This window comes from Gemmatimonadaceae bacterium (assembly GCA_030647905.1).
Lineage (GTDB): Bacteria > Gemmatimonadota > Gemmatimonadetes > Gemmatimonadales > Gemmatimonadaceae > UBA4720.
The window spans coordinates 14,508-35,925 of record JAUSJA010000020.1; the positions used below are offsets into that span (position 1 = coordinate 14,508).

A 21,418-nucleotide genomic window follows, 5' to 3' on the forward strand; every position below is an offset into this window, starting at 1 on the left:
GAGAGCGCCCCCCGGCGCACAATTACATGAACTCGAGGTAGCTGATGTCCGCAAACCGGATGCGACTGCTGTCCGTAGTGGCTTTCATGTTTTTTGCGATGCCTGTCGCTGCACAGAACGGCAGCGTCACAGGACGGGTCACTGCCAGCGACGGCACTGCGATCGCGGGGGCCACTGTCCAGGCGATTTCCGGGCCTCGCGCTGTCGGCGCGGCCAAGACTGACGAGAGCGGGAGATACCGGATATCGAACGTTCCCGCCGGCACGTACACCGTGCGCGCCAGGATCTTCGGGTTCACTCCGATGTCACTTCAGGACATAACCGTCGGATCGGGAGGTTCGACAAGCGCTAATTTCTCGCTCGTCGAGGCGCCGAACCAGCTCGAGCAGGTGGTGACGACCGCGTCGCGCGCGCCGGAGAAGGTGATCGACGCGCCCGCTTCCATCTCCGTAATCACCGTTGCTGCGGTCGAAGAGAGGGCAACGGTCAACGTCGCCGATCACGTCGCCGCCAGTCCGGGTATCGACGTGGCGCGCGGCGGAATTATCCGGTCCAACATCGTCGCCCGCGGATTCAACAACATCTTCTCCGGCGCCCTGCTCACGCTTACTGACAACCGGTTCGCGTTCATGCCGTCGCTCCGAGTGAACATTCCCTACCTGTCGCCGACGACAAACGAGGACATCGAGCGCATCGAAGTCGTGCTCGGGCCAGGGGCGGCGCTTTATGGCCCCAACACCGCTGGCGGCGTCATGGCCCTCTTCACCAAGTCGCCGTTTACTTCACCGGGAACCACCGTCGCAGTGGACGGCGGCACCCAGAATCTCATTCGCGGCGCGTTCCGCACGGCATGGGCGCCGACTCCGAAGTTCGGATTCAAGGCGACCTACGATGTGTTCCATGCGAAGGAATGGGACTTCCTTCCCTCCGATACGGTCCTCGAGGGCAAGCCGCGCGACCGCAACGTGAACCGGCAGGGTGGTGAGATCAGAGCCGACTTCCGTCCGACGGCCGCTAGCGAGATCATCGCCAACTACGGCCGGAGCAAGGCCGGCAGCGCTGTCGAGCCCACCGGACTCGGTCCTGCCCAAATTAAGGACTGGGTCTACCAGACGTACCAGCTCCGCGGTCGCATCAATCAGCTGTTCGCCCAGGTGTTCCTCAACACCAGTGACGCCGGCGGGACGTTCCTGCTGAACGCCGTGAGGCCGACCACGAACTGTCCGAACACCGGCGATGCCGCCTGCATCATCGACAAGTCGTCACAGCTTGCGGCCCAGATTCAGGACGGCTTCGATTTAGGCACCCGCCAGCGCTTCCTCTTCGGTTACGACTACATCCACACGACGCCGAAAACGGAAGGCACCATCAACGGCCGCAACGAGGGCGACGACGACATCATCGAGAACGGTGGCTACATCCACTCCGTCACGGACATCACCGATCAGTTCCAGCTCACCACCGCGGCGCGCGTGGACAAGCATAGCCGCCTCAACGACGCAGTCTTCTCACCCCGCGTTGCGCTCGTCTTCAAACCCGTAGAAAATCAGAACTTCCGCCTCACGTACAACCGCGCGTTCTCGACCCCCAGCACGCTCAACCTTTTCCTCGACCTGCAGGCCAGTCGCATTCCACTCACCGGCACGCAGCTCTTCGGCGTCCGCGCGCTCGGCGTCCCGGCCACTGGCTTCACGTTCCGTCACGACTGCACCGGCGGAGTGAATGGATTGTGCATGCGCGTGCCGACTGCCTTCGGTGGCACACCCGCCACACCTATCCCGGCAAACGCTGCGCTTCTTTACAAGGCTGCCTTTGCAGCCGCGGGTTCCGGCCTGGTGGCGGCTGGCGTCCCGGCCAGCATCGTCAGCTATCTCGCCGCGCAGCAGCCAACGTCGGCTGAGGTCGGCACCAAGCTCCGCATCCTTCAGAGCAACGCGACGTTCATTGACGTTCTGCCGACCGATCTCCGTGACGTTGCCCAGCTCAAGCCTGAGATTCACAACACGTTCGAAGGCGGCTACAAGGGCATCTTCTCGAACCGGCTGCAGCTCTCGGTTGACGTATGGAAGGAAAACCGGAAGAACTTCGTCGGTCCGCTCACCATCGAGACGCCCAACGTCTTTCTCGATGCAGCTACGCTCGGCGGCTTCATCGCGGGCAAGCTGGCGGCAATCGGACTTCCCGCCGCAACCATCGGCGCCCTCGCTCCGACCATCGCCGGCGGACTTGGCGGCGTCTCAGGTGGCAAGGGGGCGGCGGTCGGCGTTCCTCTCGGTGTCGTCAACTTCAACGAATCGCTGTCGTCCGGATCGGATGTCATCGTCACCTATCGCAACTTCGGTAACCTCGACCTGTGGGGAAGCGACTTCGGCGCCGAGCTGCTTCTCGACTATGGCTTCTCGATGGCCGGCACCTACTCGTACGTGAACAAGAACCTCTTCCCGAAGTCCGAGGTGGGCGGACTTCAGGACATCTCGCTCAACGCGCCGGCCAACAAGCATTCCTTCACGGTTCGCTATCGCGATGAAGCCAGTGGATGGAACGCCGAAATCCGCGAGAGGCACGTCGATGGATTCCAGGCTATCTCGTACATCTCCGGAACTGTCAAGCCGTACACGCTGCTCGACGCCGGATTCTCATTCCGTCCGTCGGGGCTCAACGGCGTGCTCTTCTCCATCAACGGCACCAACCTGCTCGACAAACGGCACCAGGAATTCGCGCAGGGTGGCCTGATCGGAAGACTGATCATCAGCAGACTGCAGATCACTTTCTAGTTCGGGTTTCCAACGGCTTGAACGGAGCGGTGCGCCTCATGGCGTGCCGCTCCGTTCTGTCTTCCGGACCTACATTATCCGCATGAACATTCTTCTCGATCCCACGGCGCGTCCGGTGATCGGACACCGCGGAAATCGCGCTCACGCTCCCGAGAACACCGTCGAGTCGTTCGCGCAGGCAGTGGCGCTGGGCGCCGACGCGATCGAATTCGACGTGCGCCTGAGCGCGGACGGGATTCCCGTCGTTCACCACGACCCGACGGTCATGCGCACGACCGATGGCTCGGGAGAGACCGCGCGAATGACCTTCGAGCAGCTGCGACGGCTCGACGCGGGCGCGAATTTCACGCGGGACGGAGGCAGGACATATCCTTACCGCGGCAAAGGCCACCATATTCCTTCGCTCGACGAGGTCATCGAGGCATTCCCAGCCACGCCGCTCCTCATCGAGATCAAGGATCCGCTGGCGCCAACCGCCGTGCGAAAAGCTCTTGAGTCACACAAGGCCGAAGAGCGCGCACTGGTGGATGCATTCGACTCGCGATCAGTGAAGGTGTTCGCGGGCTCGCGGATCGCCGTCGGCGCGGTGCGCGACGAGGTCGCGCGGCTCATGTTCGAGATTCTCTTCGGCCGGCCGATCACTCCGATCGGATATCGCGCGCTTTGCGTCCCGTTATCGTATCATGGACTTCCGCTTCCGGTCAGGCGCTTCGCGAGGATCGCCCCGGCGCACGGCTGCCGCGTGCATGTGTGGACCGTCAATGATCCCGCCGTCGCGCGCGGCCTTTGGGAAAGCGGGGTCAACGGAATCATCAGCGACGACCCGGCAGTGATGCTGAAGCTGAGGGCGACGCTGCCGCCTGCGGCGATGTAGCCGTTACCGCGCTCGGGGCTTTGCCGCTTCTTGCGCGCTCGGCGCCCCGAGAGCGCTCGTTGCGACCGTCTCCGGCTCGACGCGCTTTCCGTCCCGCCTGACGACGTAGGCTTCCATCGCGAAGTACTCCGGGAGCCCGAGCCGGTCAACGACTGCGGCGGTGTTCTTGTTTCTCTCTTCGACGCGCTGCCAGAACTCTCGCTCATCCTGGCCGGGGAAAGGAGCACGGTCCTTCTGGCTCTGGTGCTTGAAGATCGCCAGGATCTTGTACCGCAGCTCGTCCTCCGAGAGCGGGACGAGGACGTCGGCTTCCTTCACGCCCCACTCCTGCCACGCGCCGCGATAATACCAGATATCGGGCGCTTCTCCCGAATACTGCGCCAGCGCCTCTTTCACGGTTTCGAGACACATTCTGTGCGTGCCGTGCGGATCGGACAGATCTCCCGCCACGAAGATGAGCGACGGGCGATGCTCCTCGAGCAGCTCGAGCGTGATCCTCACGTCCTCCGGGCCGATCGGATCCTTGCGCGTCTTGCCCGTCTGGTAGAACGGAAGATTGAGGAACCGCGCCTGGTCGCGGTTCATTCCGAACGTCTCGATGCCGGAGACGGCCTCTGCCTCGCGTATCCCGCGCTTGATCGTCAGTACGTCGGGAATGTCCACCTGCCCCGGGAGCTTGGTGTCGAGAAAGCTCTCCACTTTTTCGACGAGCGTGCGCATCGTCGCGTCCGCCATCGAGAAATCGCGGTCGAAGCGGCGCAGAAAATCCACGTACCGCCGCACCTCGTGATCGAACACCGCGATGTTCCCCGAGGTCTGGTACGCCACGATGATCCTGTTGCGATTCTGATGGAGCTTGTTGAGCATGCCACCCATCGAGATCACGTCGTCGTCGGGGTGTGGCGAGAAGACAATGATGTTCCTGTCCGATGGAAGCTTGCTCCGTCCGCGTACCTTCGAGATTAGCGCGTTGAAAACCTCTCCATTGAGCGGGCCGGCCTCCTGATACCGCGCCAGGAGCGAGCTCAGGTGGTGCTCGCGATAATCCAGACTGTCCAGCTTGAGGATGGACTTGTGCGTCTCGCCGCTCAGCCAGATCACCGCGGCCATCTCCAGATCGCGCGTCCATTCCACCTCGCCCACGATCCACGGCGTACGGATCCGGGTGAGGTCGGCGGCGGCCGCGTGGTCCACGTAGAACACGGCATTCGTGTGAAGCTGCAGATACGTCGCGGCAACATCAGGGACGGGCTCGCCTTCCACGGCGCGGCAAATGATCGCCGCCTTGTGCTCTCCAGTGGCCATCAGCGCGACTTCGCGCGCCTCCATAATGGTCGCGACGCCCATCGTGATCGCTTCCGTGGGAACGTTGTCCTCGCCGAAGAAATCGGCTGCCGCATCACGGCGCGTTATCGTGTCGAGCGCGATCATCCTCGTGCGCGAGTCTATTCCCGAACCCGGCTCGTTGAATCCGATATGACCCGTCTTTCCGATGCCGAGTATCTGGAGATCGATTCCGCCGGCCTTCCTGATCGCCTTCTCGTAAATCTCCGTCTCGGCCATCAGATGCTCGCGCGGAACCGCGCCGTTCGGGATATGAACGTTCTCCGGCTTGATGTTGATGTACTCGAACAGGTTCTCCCACATGTAGCGGTAGTAGCTCTGGATGCTGTCCGGACGCATCGGGTAGTACTCGTCGAGATTGAACGTCACGACGTCGGAGAAGTCGAGACCTTCGTCGCGATGCATCCTGATGAGCTCGCGGTAGACGGCGATCGGCGTGCTGCCTGTCGCCAGCCCCAGCACCGGCTGCTTTCCGGCCGCCCGACGCTCGGCGATCACTGTGGAAATGCGCTTCGCCACGAGCGCCGCGATCTCGTCGTATTCGGCGATGATGACCTTCACGCGCTCGCGCACCTGTGCGTTCATCTGCCAGCCTCCCAGTTGACGAGTGGCGCGTCCATGATCGCCTTCTGCGCGGCGTCCGCCACCGCGCGCCTGAGCGGAACGTGTCGCTGGTTATCGCGGTGGGGATTCACGCGATTGGTGAGAAGAATGACGAACAATCCTCTCTCCGGATCAATCCAGAGAGACGTACCGGTGAATCCCGTGTGGCCGAAGCCGCGCGCCGAGAAATAGCTGCCCGAGCTCGACCCTTTCGACGGCGTGTCCCAGCCGAGTGCGCGGCTCGACGTGCCGGACTGCGGTGCGGTCCACCTCGCCAGCGTCGCCGCCTTCACGATTCGCACACCGTTGTATTCGCCTCCGTTCAGCAGCATCTGCGTGAACACGGTGAGATCTCTCACCGACGAGAAAAGGCCCGCGTGTCCCGATACACCGCCCATCGCCCATGCGTTCTCATCGTGCACCTTCGCGCGCACGAGACCGCCGCGCGCCGAGTCTATCTCAGTGGGCGCAATCCGATTGAAGAACGTCGCACTGTCAGGAGTGAACATCGTGCTGGTCATCCCGAGCGGCGTGAACACCTTGTCGGCGACGAAGCGGTCCAGAGTCTGTCCCGTGATGCGCTCGATCACAAGCTGCATGAGAATCATGTCCCAGTCGCTGTACACGGTCGCGGTACCCGGCGCCGACTTGAGCGGCCGCGCGTTTATCTGAGCGAGATACTGGTCGCGTCCCTTGAACTCCCTGTAAAGGGCGGCGAATGCCTCGAGCCCGCCGCGGTGCGTCACGATCATGCGAACGGTGATCGCCGCCTTGTCGGGCGCGTTGAACTCCGGGAGATAGCTCGCCACGGTGCGGTCGAGATCCAGCAGGCCCTGTTCCTCCAGGATCATCGAAGCCGTCGTGGTCGCGATCACCTTGGTGAGCGACGCCATGTCGTACATCGAGTTCTCGTCCACCACCGGCGAAGCCTGCGCGGTGTCGAGCCGGCCGTAGCCCTTCATGTGAACGATCCGCCCGTACCTGCCAACGGCAAGCGACGCCCCGGGCGCGGCGTGTTCGGCGAGCGCGACCGTCATTATTGAATCGAGGCTGGCGTTGAGATCGCCGCGCATTCCCGCATCGGCGGGGTCAGCACGCACGAGTGTGGACACGGTTTCCATCCGGGCCGGAACCGGCGCGAGAGTGGGTTTCGGCGCGCACCCGGAGAGTGTGGCGGCCGCTGCAGCTCCAAGAAAAAATCGTGATCTCATTTCGATGTCGGTGTGACAGGGGAGCGGTCGAGGCCTGCCCCGCTTTGGAACCAGGGCGGAATCGAGATCGGAAGCCGCCCGCTGATGCCGATCTCGCCGAGCAGGGCCGCTACGGCGGCCCGCTGAGAGACGGGAGCTCCTCCCCATGCCAGCAGGTACGCAGGCACTGAAGGATAGGCGCTCACCAGGTAAGGGCTGCCGAACGAGACGGCAACGACATTCTTCTTCGCCGTGGCGAGCTGCTCGATGAGCGCCGGGAATCCTCCCTCGGCTCCGATCGAGCCCCTGCCGGCTCTCGGGAAAACGTAGGCGGAGGCCACGATCACATCCGCCGAATCCGCCCGTGCGCGCAGCGCGTCGAACTCGGCGGGGGTTGTGCGGCCGTCCACACCGACGACCGCCACGGAGAATCCGCCGCGGCGCAGCTCCTGGTTGAACACACGCCCGGCGACGATATCCGATGCGTCTGCGTACGTGATGGAAAGCAGTCGCTTCCCGGCCCGCGGCAGCGGAACGAGCGATCTCTCGTCCCGTGCCAGCGTGATGGATTTCTCGGCGACCTCAGTCGCCACCGCGGACTTCGCGGGCACGTTCACTATGGTGTCAATGGCATCGAGATTCACCAGGCGGCCAGCGCGCAGACCGGCCTGCGCCTTTACGCGCAACAGACGCCTCACCGACACATCTATACGCGATTGCGTCAGGCGTCCCGACTGGATCGCCGACATCACGACGTCAATCGCCTCACGAATGTTGCGCGGCATGAGCAGAATGTCGGCGCCGGCCTGAAGCGCGAGCACCAGCGGCTCGGTCGCGCCGTACCGGTTTGCGACGCCTCCCATCGTCATCGCGTCGGTGACGAGAAGACCGCTGAAACCCATCTCCTTCCGTAGCACGTCGGTCATGAAGTATGGGGACAGTGTGGCGGGGGGCGCGCTGTCGCCGAGTATGCCGGTGACGGCGATGTGCGCCGTCATGATCGCGTCTATCCCCGTGGTCACGGCGGACCGGAAGGGAGGCAGGTCCACCGCGTCCAGACGCGCGCGGTCGGCGCGAATCGTGGGAAGATTCAAATGCGAATCGATATCCGTGTCGCCGTGTCCCGGAAAGTGCTTACCCGTCGTCATCAGACCCTCGTCCCTCGCGCCGCGGATGTATGCGTCAGCAAGCCGGGAAACGAGCTTCGGATCCTCTCCGAACGATCTCGTGTTGATGATCGGATTCAGCGGATTGGCGTTCACGTCGAGCACGGGCCCGAACGTCATGTGTACGCCGACCGCGCGCGCTTCGGCGCCAAGCACCTCTCCAAGCCGGTACGCCAGCTCCTCCGATCGCGTCGCGCCGAGCGCCATGACGGGCGGGAAGACAGTGCCTCCGCCCTGCGGCAGCAGAGAGGGCAAGGCGTACGATCCGCCGAGCCGCATCCCGGTGCCGTTCTCCATGTCGGACGTGACGAGAAGCGGGACCGCGGCGAGCCGCTGCATGTGGTTCAGCTTGGCTGCGTAGCTGTGCGGTAGTCCAATCGAGAGGACGAGTCCGCCGACCTTGTCGTCCTGGACCCATCCGCGAACCTGCTCGTACTCGGGTGATCCGACGGCCGAGTACTCGCCCGGGACCCACGGCATCACGAGCTGCGCGACTCGCTCCCTTGGCGAAAGCGAGAGGAGTGTCGCCTCGACCCACGCCGAATCCTGTTGAGAAAGCGGCGTCGTCGCGCCGGGATGTGCTGTTCCGATGATTCGGTCGGAAGCCGCGTCGTGCCGGGTTGGCGGTGCAACCACTGGTGCACAGGCGCCGAGAACGAGAAGCAAGGCGAGGGGATGACGGCCCATCATTACTGAATGACCTTTGTGTGGATGTCGCTGTTTCCTGCTGCGGCTGGGCGATCAGGTGAGTGGGCCAACGTACGGCGCGCGGAAATGAGTGTCAATGAAGCGACACGAGGCGGCGTAGATTGTAGCGATTGTAGCCATCGTCTTGACTGCGTTACCGGATAGTGGCAAACTAGGCGCGCCAAGGAATCCTACCTTCCGCTACCGCTCTTCAGGAGGACGGTAATGCCCAGTATTGTAAGCGTTCCCAAAATACTCGCTCGCCTCATCGCGCTTTCGGCGATGCTGGCAGTTCCATTGGGGGCTGCCGCCGCGCAGGGAGTCATACGCGGCCGCGTGACAGATGCGAGCAATCAGCGGCCGATTGCCGACGCGCAAGTCGCGATCACCGGCACTACGTCGGGCGCGGTCACGAATCAGAACGGCGACTATGTCATAGCGAATGTGCCCTCCGGACAGCGTCAGGTCGTGGTCCGGAAGATCGGCTTCGCCCGCCAGACGCGAACGGTCAACGTCGGCGCCGATGCGGGCGCCCGCGCCGATTTCGCCCTCTCTCAATCCGCGACGCAGCTCGAACAGGTAGTCGTCACTGGCACTGGCGGCTCGGCTGAGCGGAAGACTCTCGGAAACTCGATCACGGTACTTGATGTCGCGGGGCTGACCGAGAAGACGTCCATTCTCAACGTGACGGAAGTGCTTCAGTCGAAGACTCCGGGCGTGACGATTCTTCCCGGCTCCGGCGCTGCCGGAACCGCTGGCGAAATACGCATCCGCGGAGCCAGCTCGCTCAGCGGCTACAGGCCGGTGGTCTTCATAGACGGAATCCGTTACAACATTGATGACCTTGGCGGCTTCAGCGCGACGGGCGGCGGAACCGCCGGACTCGCGCAGTCAACGCAGGTGACGTCGGCGCTCAACAGTCTCGATCCCAACGACATCGAGTCCATCGAAGTGATCAAGGGGCCCGCGGCAGCGACACTTTACGGAGCCGAGGCGGCCAACGGCGTCATTCAGATCATCACCAAGAAGGGAAGTCGCGGGCAGCAGGAGATGCGCTGGTCTGTCAAAGCGGAGCGTGGCACCAACGAGTACACGCTTCTCCCCGGGGACAACTACACGACATGTGACGCCACGAAGAAGGCGGCCCGCGTCTCGGCGTCCGATACTACGCTCGTCTGGCCCGGCTGCCAGACCGTCGCGCTCAATGCCGTGATCTCCGGCAATCCGATGAGGGATGATTCCCGCGCGCTTCGCGTCGGCGACCTGTCGCGCCTCGGGCTCAGCCTTCGCGGCGGCGGCGACAAGTATTCCTACTACGTCTCGGGAGACCGGGATACGGAGCAGGGAGTCTTTTACAACAGCGACAACAACCGCACGTCCATCCGGTCGAACTTCGGCTTCAGCCCGAACGACAAGTCCAACATCGCCATTAACATGAACTGGCAGAGCGGCCGCATCCGGCTGCCGATCCAGGATGAGTCGGCAAACGGCCTTCTGCTCAGCGCCCGGCGCGGGTTCCCGGGGCGCATTTCGCTCCTCGGGGCGGGCAATGAAGGATGGCGCACGATCTCGCCGACGGCCGCGAACAAGTATCAGAACTACACCAGCACGGACCGCTACACCCTCGGCGGGACGTTCAGCTACAACCCGGTCACCTGGTGGCAGAACAGGCTGACGGCCGGCTTCGACAACAGCGTCGTGCAGGCGCAGCTCCTGTTCCTGCCAGGCGTCATTGATGTCTCCCAGGATGCTGACGCCGCCTCCGGCGCCAATCTCCGCAGAACTCCGACGCGCCGGGTTGTGACGCTGGATTATGCCGGGACCATGAACTGGAACATGAGGAGCAGCCTTCTCTCGACGACGACCTTCGGCTCGCAGGTAGTGGCCGACAAGAGCACGTCGCTCAGCGCCACCGGAATCGGAATCGGCGCGCCCGACGTCACGCTCGTCAATCTTCTTCAGCGGAGTACCGGCGCCGAGGGGTTCAGTGAGAACAACTCGGTCGGGTACTACGTGCAGGAGCAGCTAGGCTGGAACGACCGGCTCTTTCTCACCGGCGCCGTTCGCGCCGACGATCATTCCTCGTTCGGCACGAATTTCGATCTCATCGTCTATCCGAAGGTTTCGCTGTCGTACGTGATCTCCGACGAGCCGGCGGCGAAGAACTTCCTCAACTCCGCGCAGATCAGCTCGCTCAAGCTGCGCACCGCGTGGGGGCAAGCGGGCCGCGCACCTTCCGCGTACTCTGCCCCGCAGACCTATACGGTGGATCGCGTGACGCTCGGCACGACCACGGCGTCGGCGATTCGCACCGCCGCCTTTGGAAACCCGGACCTGAAGCCGGAGAAGGGTGAGGAGCTCGAGCTCGGCTTCGACATGGGCCTGTTCACCGACAGGATGAACGTGGACTTCACGTACTACAACAAGACGACGAAGGACATGCTGCAGTCCATCTCGGTGCCGGCTTCCACGGGCTTCATCAGCTCGCAGTTGACGAACCTCGGCGAGGTGAACAACCGTGGCATCGAGGTGGCCCTGACCGGCACACCGATCCAGCGGAACAACTTCTCGTGGCAGACGCAGCTCAACTACTCGACGAATCGCAACGAGCTGGTGACGTTCGGGGTCAAGGACAAGATTCTCGATACGCCGAGCGGTCAGGCGTACGGATCCGTTCAGCAGCACCGGGCGGGATATCCGCTCGGCGGCTATTGGGTGGCGCGTGTTCTTCGCGCTGCCGACGGATCGGCGATCCTGACGACCGCGGGAGCGGCGACCTTCGACACGGCCAGAGTTTACCTCGGACCGTCCACACCGACGCGCGAGATCGGGTTCTCCAACACCATCACGCTGTTCCGGAACCTGCGACTGTACGCGCTGCTCGACCACAAGGGCGGCCATTACATCTTCAATCTGCAGGAGCGCAACCGCTGCCAGGCGAGCGACAACTGCACGCGCAACAACGATCCTCGCGCGCGGTTCCCGCAGACGGCGGCAGATACGATCCTCTTCAAGGAGATCGCGGTTTACAAGAACTCATCCGTCTCGCCGGAGTGGATCCAGAAGGCGGATTTCACTAAGCTGCGCGAGCTGTCTCTCACCTACGACCTACCTGAAACGCTGATGCGGCGTTTCGGAGGCAGGGGCGCCAGCATCACAGTATCCGGGCGAAACCTGAAGCTCTGGAGCGATTATGAAGGAGCTGACCCGGAGGTCAACACGTACGGCGGACGCAACTTCGTGCGTGTGGACGCCTATGCAGCGCCTGTGCCCCGCCGCCTGTCGGCCACATTCACCGTCCAGTACTGATGCGGAGAGACCACATCATGACCAATAAGAGCAGATCGAATAGCCGGTGGGCCGGTCTCGTCAGGATCGGAGCCCTGGCCCTCGCCGTCGCGAGCGCGTCGGCATGTAACGACTTCCTGACCGCCTCGAATCCCGGCGCGGTCGAGGAGCCGGACGTCACCGACGTGGCGTATATCGGGCTGATAGCCAACGGTCCGATCTACGGATTCCAGGACGCGAACGACGACCTCACCTACTGGAATGGCCAGCTGACCGACGAGCTCGTGAACAGAGGCAACAACAATCCTTTCGTTGAGGAAGGCCAGATAGATCGTCGCGAGCTCTACTCGGACATGAGCTACATCAACGCGTTCCTCTATGCGCCGATGCAGCGTGCCCGATTCCTTGGCGATGATGGGACGGCGCGTCTCAAGACGCTCCTCGCCGACTCGGCGTCCAGCGATCTCCGGGTGGCGAGAGCCCTCGCCTTCGCCGGCTACAGCTACACCGTTCTCGGCGAGACGTTCTGCGTGACACCGATTGACCTCGGCGTTCCGAAGACCACCGAGGAAATGATGACCGACGCGATCGCGCGCTTTCAGGAGGCAGTAACCGTGGCAAACGCGGCGAAAGCTAAGGCCCAGTCGCGCACGCCCGTCAACACCGCAACGGTGCTCGGGGCGGATTCGGTTCGCACCTTCGCCCTGGTCGGTGCGGCGCGCGCTGCGCTGAACAGAAACGACAAGACAGCCGCGGCCAATTTCGCCGGTCAGGTTCCCGCGAGTTTCATTTACTTGCTCTACTACTCGGATAACACGACCGCGCAGAACAACCGCACGTACAATCGTCTAACGGTCGGCAGCAATGCGTGGCTCAACTTCACGCCATTCGCGGCGATGACGACCGATCCGCGCGTACCGCGAATTACCGGAACGACGACGAGAGCGGGCACACCGCTCGCGTCGTCGGCGTACAGCACGTTCAACAACTCGGTTGTGGGCGCCAATTTCGCGGCGGTCATGTCGTTCCGGATCGCATCCGGGCTCGAGACGAGGTATATCATCGCCGAGACCCAGGGACCGACGGCGGCCACACTGGTATTCGTGAACGAACGGCGCGCCGCCGGCAATCAGGCGGCGGTCAGCCTCTCCGGAGACGCGCTGATGGCCGAGCTGCGCGATCAGCGGAGCCGTGATTTCTATCTCGACGGCCATCGCCTCGGTGATCTGCGCCGGTACAAGAAGTACTACAACGTGGATCTCTTCCCGAAGGGACCGTATCCCGGCAGCACGTCCGGTCAGATCTACGACGAGACGATCACCTGCTGGCCGCTTCCAACCAACGAGATCAACGGGAACCCCAACATCCCGAAGGGCTGATACGGGCCATGATCTCAGCAGAGCCCCCGGCGCCCGCCGGGGGCTCTGTCACATCCGGGCCCTGACGATGACACGGGCGGGAATTCGGGTTGCCTGCTTACATTATGTTCGATACCGTTGGGATCGGTCCGGGCGCGGCCAGGGGTACGATCCTTCCCCGGTGTTCCGTGTACTAACACCGCACCACTGGTACGCCCAGCTCCATATCACGCAAGGAGTAGTCTCCGAATGCGAAAGTCCGGAATCCTGTTTGCCCTGCTCCTTGGCGTTGCCTGCAAAGGGTCGGAGCCTGTCTCTCCGCCTGTCACGACTACCGTGATGGTGACCTCGACACCGTCGCAGATCACGGTGAACGAGACTGCGCAGGCGAGCGCCATCGTGAAGGATCAGAACGGCAACGCGCTCACCGGAAAGTCCATCACATGGACCAGCCTCAATCAGGCGGTGGCGACGGTCAGCTCCACGGGCGTCATCAAGGGAGTCGCGGCCGGCTCGGCAACAATCCAGGGTTCGGTTGACGGCGTGACTGGCAGTGCGACCGTGGTGGTAGTGGCTCCCGTGGCATCGTGCACCGCCGGTCCCACTACGGTGGACCTCGCGGTGGGGGAGGTGCGCGTCCTCAGCGCCAGCGCCACTGGGGGATGCGTGAAGATCGCGACGACCGGGGGAAGTTCCCAGTACGTAGTAATCGCCGCCAACGCCAATTCGACTCCGGACGATCTCAGCACATACACAATCAAGTCGGACGAGGGAGAAACCGTCCCCAACACGAATCTTCTCGCCAACCCGTACCGGGTGGCCGCGCAATTGGCGCTCGCACCGTCCGATGGGCCGGGCTCGCTACAGATCGCGTATGAGAGCCGGCTCAGGCAGACCGAGCGCCGCGAGCTCCGCATTGTTGCGGGGCAGCGCGCGTACGGGGCGCGAAGCCTGGACAGGTCTCTCCGGATGTCGGTGAATGCGGCCATTTCCGCGGTCGGCGACACGACTCGCTTCAAGGTGCCCAAGTCGTGCAGGGACTTCAAGACGATCACGGCGACGGTGAAGTACGTCAGTAACCGCGCAATTCTCTACACCGACAGCGCCGCGCCTGACGGCGGCTTCACCGACACCGACTTCAAGGAGATCGGCACCGAGTTCGACAACCTGATTTATCCGACCGACGTGGACTACTTTGGAACGCCGAGCGACCTGGATGGCAATTCACGGGTGATCATCCTCTACACGCCCGAAGTGAACAAGCTGACGCCTCCCAATAACCCGGGCGGGTTCGTCGGCGGATTCTTCTTCGCCGGCGACCTCTTCCCGTCCACCGGCGACGGAAGCTGCCTGCAGAGCAACGTTGCCGAGATCTTCTACGTTCTCGCGCCTGATCCCGGCGGAACGATCAACGGCAACATCCGCACGACCGCGGCGGTCCGTCAGGGAACGCGCGGCACCATCGCCCACGAGTTCCAGCACATGATCAACGCATCGGAGAGAATCCAAAGCCCGATCGAGCAGGAACTCGAGGACACGTGGTTGGACGAGGCATTGTCTCACTTCGCGGAAGATCTGAACGGCCGCAAGCTCAAGAACTTCGGCGAGGCGAACAACCTCACTTTTGCGCAGCTGTCCTCGAACAATAACGATTACTACGCGTTCTTCTTCCAGAATTTCGCGCGGTTCCAGAGGTATCTGCAGAATCCGGGACCGAATGCGCCGACAAGCTCGTTCTCCGACAGCTCCCTCGCCGATCGCGGTGCGGCGTGGGCGCTGCTGCGGTACACCGCCGACCATTACGCGCCGGGCGGGGACATCAAGGCGTTCACCAGGGCGCTGGCTGGCGGGCCGAACATCGGCGTCAACAACCTGGTGACGCGCGCGGGTGGCGTTTCATTCGACTCCCTGATCGCCGGGTGGATGGTGGCAAACTATTCCGATGACGCCGGAGTCGCGGGACTTGCGACGAAGTACAGCTACAAGACGTACGACATGCGGAGCAATGTCGCGGCCATCACGTCGAGCCGGACGTACCCGCTGGTGGTCAACGACATCTACGGCTCGGGCTATATATCAACGGACCTCCAGGCACGTTCCGCTTCGGGGAACTACTTTCGGTTCACCCGAGTCCCGGCCGGGCCGGCGCGAAGCATAAGGTTCCTCAATACTGACGGGACTACGGCGGCGAGCTTCACGGGCGCGACGCTCTACATCCTGAGGACGCAGTAGAGAGGCGCGCCTGCATTCCGGCGCATCATCACTGCTGCCTGATGATGCTGATCTGACCGCGCGGCGTGACCTGCATCCGCGGCTGGATTACCTGCTCCCACGAACCCGACGTGTCCACATTCAGCTGTCCGAGCGCGCGGGCGGCAGACAGGCCGGGGATGAAGTACGGGTCGGCCGCCGCCGGATTCACGTTGTAGCCGATGTCGGCGAGCGACTGAATTGTGATGGTGCTGAGCGGGTTGAGGATTCCGGTGAAGCCCGGCGTCGGACTTGTCACGAACCCTGTCATCAGCTCCGTCGCGAACACCGACTCTCGCCAGTGGCCGTCCGCAGTCCCCGGGCAGTTGGTGCAATTCTCGACCGGCACGCTCCCTGGGCATACGGGAGATCCGCCGAGCGTGACGCATGCGCCGATGCCCATCGCCCCCGTGAAGCGCGACGATGTCGTCCCCGCTCCGGCGAGAACTCCGTAGAAGCTCCACAGTGTACCCACTCCGACGACATGAAGCATCTCGTGCTGGATGACATCGGTGAGATTGCCGCGCGCGATCAGCGTCTCGATGTCGTCGCTGTCGAATTTCATGACGCCGATTACAGTCTGCCGGTTGGCCGGGTCGTTCGGGCCGCGAATGAAGCATGGACCCGCAAACGCGAGAATCTTCAAGGCACCATCAATCGGGCCGACCGAAGCAAAGATGACGACATCGTCCACGGGATCAATGAACGCCGTCGGCAGGCCTGTCGTTCCACAGCCCGCCTCCAGATTCACCGGGGTGGCCGGAGCCGCGATGTCGCCCACGTCGCCGATGACGGCGCCGCGAATGCGAGCCGATGCCGCAGTGAACATTCCCGCTGTCACCGGTGGCAACGGCGGACCGAAGAAGCGCAGATCCATGTCGTAGCCGGTCGCCACGGCCGCGGGCACGATCGCCGCGAATCCGCCTGTCGTCGAGGCGCGCAGCGATTGCGGCACAGCGCTCTTGCCGAGCTGCCACGCCGGCGACACCGCATTGCCCGATGCATCCGTGGAAACGGGTGCATTCGATACAGTGCCATCGCCATCGAGAACCGTGAATGTCACCGGAACTCCGGGGACACCGTTCAAGAACTGGTCCCGCACCTGCACGGTCGGCGCAACCGGCAGCGTGGTTCCCGCGAGCGCCGTTTGACTGGCTCCGCCGACCACTGCGACGGAAGCTGGCGGTCCCGGTTTCCCGTTCACGGTGATCACGAGTGGTGGCAAGCTGCCGACCGTAACGGTCACGCTGTTGAGTCCCGCCGCGGTGCCGAGCTTCCAGGTTCCGACTGGAGTCGGTCCTCCCTTCGTCGCGGTCGGGGCATCGGTGAGAATTCCGCCGCCGGCCGTGACGGCGACTGTCACCTTCACGCCGCCGAGCGCGCTCCCGCCAGCGTCTTTCACCTCGAACGTTGGCGCAACCGCCAGGACTGCGCCGGCGGTACCATCCGGCGCGACCACCTGGTCAGCGGCCACGGACGCCGGCTTCGGCGGTGAAGTGGAATCCCCGCATCCACCGATCGCTGCGGCCAGAACGAGTAGAACGACCGGTCCGGCAAGGTGCGGGGAGCGCGTCATCGACTGCCTCATCGAAGGAATTGTCCGGGCGGGAGCGTCCAGTATAGAGCCGCCCGTCGCTTCCGCAATACTTCAGATGTCGCGCAGTGCCGACATTGGCGTCTCCTTGAACACGTCTCTCCCCGCCAGCAGGCCGATGGTAATCGTCAGGCCGAGCATCGCCGCGGCGATCACCAGCGCCGGCAGGATCGCCGGAGTGAATGACGCATTGAACACATAGTGGGTGAGAGCCCAACCGCCGCCGATCGCCAGCAGCATTCCTGTCATGCTCCCGAGCAGGCCGAGGAGAGCGTACTCCGCGAGGAGAATTCGCGTGATCTGCCCGCGAGTCGCGCCCAGCGTCTTGAGCAGCACACCCTCACGAATACGATCGCGCCGCGTCGCCGCGACCGCGCTGAACAGCACGGGGATGCCCATCGCCAGACTGAACAGCGCCATGAAACGGATCGCCGTGGACACCTTGTTCACGATGCGCGCGACGGTCTCCTTGATGAGCGTCAGATCCACACTCGACACGTTCGGATATCTCGTTACTATGTCGCGCTGAAGTCCCGCGACTGTGGCCGCGCCGGGAACGCTCGCGAGGAGCACGAACTGCTTCGGAGCGGTGCGCAGCGCTGGCGACGCGAATACGGCGAAGAAATTGGGCTCGAACCGGGCCCAGGTCACTTCTCGAAAGCTGGTAACCCGCGCGGGGATCTCCACGCCCTGCACGTTCCACGTCACGATGTCGCCGAGCTTGATCCTGAGCTCTTCGGCGACGTCCTTCTCGAGCGACATCTCGGTCGTGTCGCTCGCGCCCTTCAACGCCGCCGCGCTGAACCATTTGCCGTCCACGACCTTTTCGCCCGACGTGACAGTGTCGCGGAACGTCGAGCGATACTCCCGCCGCAGCGCCCACCCCGGACGCCCCGACGGTCCCCGACGGCCCGCGCGCTGGCGCGCCGATTCCGCTGCATCCACCGAGTCGGACGCGGCGCCGCCCCTCGCGCGTGCAGCAGAGTCCGCCGTCCTGCGCTCGCGAGATTCGGTCACGATCTGATCCACAGTGCGGTCGTTGATCTTTGCGATTCGCATCGTCACCACGGGCGCCGTCTGAAGCAGTCGTCCGCGTGACCGCACAAGCGAGTCCACGCCCGCGGCCTGATCTTCCTGGATGTCGAAGAATACGAGGTTCGCCGCCGACTTCGCCGCATTGAACTCGAATCGCTTCAGCAGATTCGATTGCACGAGAAACAGGGTCGTGACAAGGAATGCCCCGAATCCCAGCGACAGCACGACGGACCTGGTCTGATTGGCCGGACGGTAAAGGTTGGCAACACCTTGTCTCACGACGTACGGCCATCCCGCGCGGAGAGTGCGCTTCGCCACCCAGGAGAGAAATATCGCGCTCAGCGTGAGGATGCCGAGCACCGCCAGCGTGGCGCCGCTCATCCACAGTCCCTGCCGAATGGTGGACGCGCGCAGAAGCGCAATCGCCACGACGCTGAGCCCCAGCGCGACGTTGACAGCGACGCGTGGAATGTCGTTCCAGCGCATCCGGAGAACTTCGGAGTCGGCATCGCGGCGCAGTGTCTGAAGAGGCGACACGTTGCGCAGCGCCAGCAGCGGGCGCAGCGAGAAGATGAGCGCGATCCATCCGCCCACGATGATGCCGGTGATGATAGCACCCGGCTCGAGCGACACTGCGACGTCCACAGGCAGGAACTCGCCGAGCACGGAAGGAAGTCCGAGCTGCACCGCGACCCCCAGTGCCGCGCCGGCGATTGCGCCGAACAGTCCCATCGCCGCCGCCTGCGCGACGTACATCGCGAGCACCTGTCCGCTCGACGCGCCGAGACATCTCAGAATTGCTACAGTGTCTATCTTCCGCGAAACGAACGCCCGTACGCCGCTCGCTACGCCTACTCCGCCGAGGAGCAGTGCGACGAGCCCGACGATGCCGATGAACTGCGTGAGCTGTTGAATCGCTTCTGTCGCCGCCTGCTCGCTCTGAGTGACGGTCGTGGCGCGGAGCTGTGCCTTCTCCAGCGAAGGCCTGAGCGGCGCGACGAGCTTGTCCGGATCCACCGCTCCTGGCAGCCTGGCCAACACACCGTACTCGGCGGTACTTCCAAAAACCAGCAGCTGGGTCTCGGCGACGTAACGCTCGGGGATGAAGACGCGCGGGCCGATGATCTCGGCGACGCCCGGTATGCCGGGGACGTCCTTGAGCGTCGCACCGATGACAAACCTTCCGAGCCCGAGTGTCAGCGTGTCGCCGATCCGGGCATTGAGGGCGACGAGGAGTGAAGGATCAACGAGTGCGACCGGACCCGACTGCAACGTGCGCCACCGGTTGGCGGGTTGAGTCGTGATCTGTCCGTAGAACGGGTAGTTCGCGCTTACCGCCCGGACCTGAACGAGTCGCGTCGCTCCGGTGCGCGGCACCAGCGCCATCGAAGGGAAAGTGACAACGTGCGCGTACTGCGCGCGTCCCCTCGTCCTCACTGTATCGAGGATTGCGTTCTGTTCCGGAGTGAACGGCCGCCTCGCCGTGAAAGCGACGTCACCGCCCAGCAGGGATCGGGATTGCTCGCGAACGGATTGCGTGACGTTTCCGGCGAACGAGTCAATGGCGACGAGCGCGGCTACGCCGAGCGAGATTGCCGACATGTAAAGCAGGAGCCGGCGGCGCGCGCTGCGACTCTCGCGCCAGGTGAGTCCGGCGAGCTGTCTCACGGACGCTCGCCGGGTGTATTGTTGGGCGGAATCGCTCACGCCGCGGCCTCGGTATCCCCGACTATGCTGCCGTCGCTGAGACGGATGGTGCGTGCCGCGCGCTGTGCGAGGACTGCATCGTGCGTGACGAGGACGATGGTGGATCCCGATTCGCGGTTGAGCGATTCCAGGAGATCGAACACGCGCACGCCCGTGCCGGCGTCGAGGTTGCCAGTCGGCTCGTCGGCGAAGAGAATGCGCGGAGAGTTGGCGAATGCGCGTGCGATGGCGACGCGCTGCTGCTCGCCGCCGGAGAGCTGCATGGGGAAGTGATGGCCGCGGTTGCCAAGTCCGACGCGCTCGAGGAGCTCGTCGGCTCGGGACTCGGCGCCGTCGATGCCCTGGAGCTCGAGGGGAACCTGAATGTTCTCGCGCGCCGTGAGCGTGGGGATGAGCTGAAAGCTCTGGAAGACGAACCCCACTTTCTCGCCGCGGAGCTTTGCCCGCTCGTTCTCGCTCATCGTCGTGAGGTCGTGGCCGTCGAGGATCACTCTTCCGCTCGTCGGGGTATCGAGTCCGGCAAGCAGTCCGAGCAGCGTCGTCTTGCCGCTGCCGGACGGTCCAACGATTGCGACGAAGCCGCCCTGCGGTATGGTGAACGAGACATTCCGCAGTACGGCTAGCTGCTGGTCACCGCTGCGATATTCCCGTGTAACTTCCTTTGCAATGAGCATCAGAATCCTGATAGTTGGTGTGCTGGCCGCTTCGGTCGCGTGCAGCCCGGAGCGAAATATGGACAGATCGACTGGTGAATCCCGTGTTACGAGTAACGCGCGGGTCGCCGGCAGTGTTGCGGCAGGAGCTTACGGCGATGCTGCAGGTGGCACTACGGCTGCGGCATCGGGAAAAGTTACTGTGCTGTTCTTCGGAACGAGCCTGACCGCCGGCTACGGGCTTGATCCGTCACTGGCGTTTCCCAATCTGATCGCGCAGAAGGCCGCGGATAGCGGGACTCCAATCGTGTCGGTCAACGCCGGCTTGTCGGGAGAGACTTCGGCGGGAGCGTTGAGGCGGATTGAATGGACGCTGCGGCGGCCAGTGGACGTGGTGGTGGTGGAGACAGGCGGGAACGATGCGCTTCGCGCGCTCGACGCGGACTCGCTCGAGGCGAACCTGCATGCGATCGTCGCGCGGATACGTGCGTTGCGACCTGAAGCGAAGGTTTTGCTGGCGGTGATGGAAGCGCCTCCGAACCTGGGCAGGCGGTACGCGTCGAGCTTTCGGAAGGCATACGCCGATGTCGCCAGGGCTGAAAATCTGACTCTCGTGCCTTTCCTCCTCGACCGGGTTGCGGGCCATCCCGAGCTCAATCAGGCGGACGGCATGCATCCGAACGAGAGGGGCGAGCGGATAGTCGCGGACAACGTCTGGCGCTCGCTCGAGCCGGTGGTGAGGGAGGTTTACCTAAGTGTTGAACCAAAGAGATAATGTCCCCTTGATGCCAAGATAGAAATGTCCCCTATCGGCTTGATCCTTTGTGAGGGTTGAGCCGGTGGAGCGGACGAGAATGTCGGCAATTGAGCTGATGCGCGCGGAGGTGTGCGTGCG

12 protein-coding genes are annotated in these 21,418 nt (G+C 63.5%); 6 read left to right on the forward strand and 6 right to left on the reverse strand.

All coding sequences use genetic code 11. The annotated features are described in order from the left end of the window. Positions 1-44: 44 nt before the first annotated feature. Together Q7S20_04375 and Q7S20_04380 are read left to right on the forward strand one after the other, a co-directional pair. Positions 45-2,774, forward strand: a complete 2,730-nt coding sequence (locus tag Q7S20_04375; GenBank protein ID MDO8501061.1) for a TonB-dependent receptor — start codon at positions 45-47, stop codon at positions 2,772-2,774. A gap of 82 nt (positions 2,775-2,856) precedes the next feature. Next, positions 2,857-3,648, forward strand: a complete 792-nt coding sequence (locus Q7S20_04380) for a glycerophosphodiester phosphodiesterase (GenBank protein ID MDO8501062.1) — start codon at positions 2,857-2,859, stop codon at positions 3,646-3,648. Between the two features lie 3 nt (positions 3,649-3,651). On the opposite strand, the gene nagB is transcribed toward Q7S20_04380, so the two are convergent. The 3 genes from nagB to Q7S20_04395 are packed head-to-tail and all read right to left on the reverse strand — an operon-like array spanning position 3,652 to position 8,641. After that, positions 3,652-5,577, reverse strand: coding sequence for a glucosamine-6-phosphate deaminase (gene nagB, locus Q7S20_04385; protein ID MDO8501063.1), 1,926 nt, complete (start codon positions 5,575-5,577; stop codon positions 3,652-3,654). After that, the gene (locus tag Q7S20_04390) at positions 5,574-6,806 is read right to left on the reverse strand and encodes a serine hydrolase (protein ID MDO8501064.1); all 1,233 of its coding nucleotides are present in this window, start codon (positions 6,804-6,806) and stop codon (positions 5,574-5,576) included. Before Q7S20_04390 ends, nagB begins: the two co-directional genes overlap by 4 nt. Next, positions 6,803-8,641, reverse strand: a complete 1,839-nt coding sequence (locus Q7S20_04395) for a glycoside hydrolase family 3 N-terminal domain-containing protein (protein MDO8501065.1) — start codon at positions 8,639-8,641, stop codon at positions 6,803-6,805. Before Q7S20_04395 ends, Q7S20_04390 begins: the two co-directional genes overlap by 4 nt. Before the next feature lie 222 nt (positions 8,642-8,863). Here Q7S20_04395 and Q7S20_04400 point away from each other — a divergent pair, with 222 nt between their 5' ends. The 3 genes from Q7S20_04400 to Q7S20_04410 all read left to right on the forward strand — a co-directional run bounded on the left by Q7S20_04400 (position 8,864) and on the right by Q7S20_04410 (position 15,516). Continuing rightward, positions 8,864-11,947 carry a SusC/RagA family TonB-linked outer membrane protein gene (locus Q7S20_04400; GenBank protein ID MDO8501066.1) on the forward strand — a complete coding sequence of 1,028 codons (3,084 nt, stop codon included), beginning with the start codon at positions 8,864-8,866 and terminating at the stop codon, positions 11,945-11,947. Positions 11,948-11,964: 17 nt separating this feature from the next. Further along, on the forward strand, positions 11,965-13,305 hold the full coding sequence (locus tag Q7S20_04405) for a RagB/SusD family nutrient uptake outer membrane protein (protein MDO8501067.1): 1,341 nt from the start codon (positions 11,965-11,967) through the stop codon (positions 13,303-13,305). A 228-nt stretch (positions 13,306-13,533) separates the two neighbouring features. Beyond that, the gene (locus Q7S20_04410; GenBank protein ID MDO8501068.1) at positions 13,534-15,516 is read left to right on the forward strand and encodes an Ig-like domain-containing protein; all 1,983 of its coding nucleotides are present in this window, start codon (positions 13,534-13,536) and stop codon (positions 15,514-15,516) included. Positions 15,517-15,544: 28 nt separating this feature from the next. On the opposite strand, the gene Q7S20_04415 is transcribed toward Q7S20_04410, so the two are convergent. The 3 genes from Q7S20_04415 to Q7S20_04425 all read right to left on the reverse strand — a co-directional run bounded on the left by Q7S20_04415 (position 15,545) and on the right by Q7S20_04425 (position 20,544). After that, positions 15,545-17,110 (reverse strand): leishmanolysin-related zinc metalloendopeptidase, encoded by a 1,566-nt coding sequence (locus tag Q7S20_04415; protein ID MDO8501069.1) that lies wholly within the window; start codon positions 17,108-17,110, stop codon positions 15,545-15,547. A 72-nt stretch (positions 17,111-17,182) separates the two neighbouring features. Further along, entirely contained in the window at positions 17,183-19,831 is a 2,649-nt protein-coding gene (locus tag Q7S20_04420; GenBank protein MDO8501070.1) for an ABC transporter permease, read from the reverse strand. Positions 19,832-19,866: 35 nt separating this feature from the next. After that, positions 19,867-20,544, reverse strand: coding sequence for an ABC transporter ATP-binding protein (locus tag Q7S20_04425; GenBank protein MDO8501071.1), 678 nt, complete (start codon positions 20,542-20,544; stop codon positions 19,867-19,869). On the opposite strand from Q7S20_04425, the gene Q7S20_04430 reads away from it, so the two are divergent. Further along, positions 20,537-21,298 carry an arylesterase gene (locus Q7S20_04430; GenBank protein MDO8501072.1) on the forward strand — a complete coding sequence of 254 codons (762 nt, stop codon included), beginning with the start codon at positions 20,537-20,539 and terminating at the stop codon, positions 21,296-21,298. The genes Q7S20_04425 and Q7S20_04430 overlap by 8 nt on opposite strands. Positions 21,299-21,418: the final 120 nt, after the last annotated feature.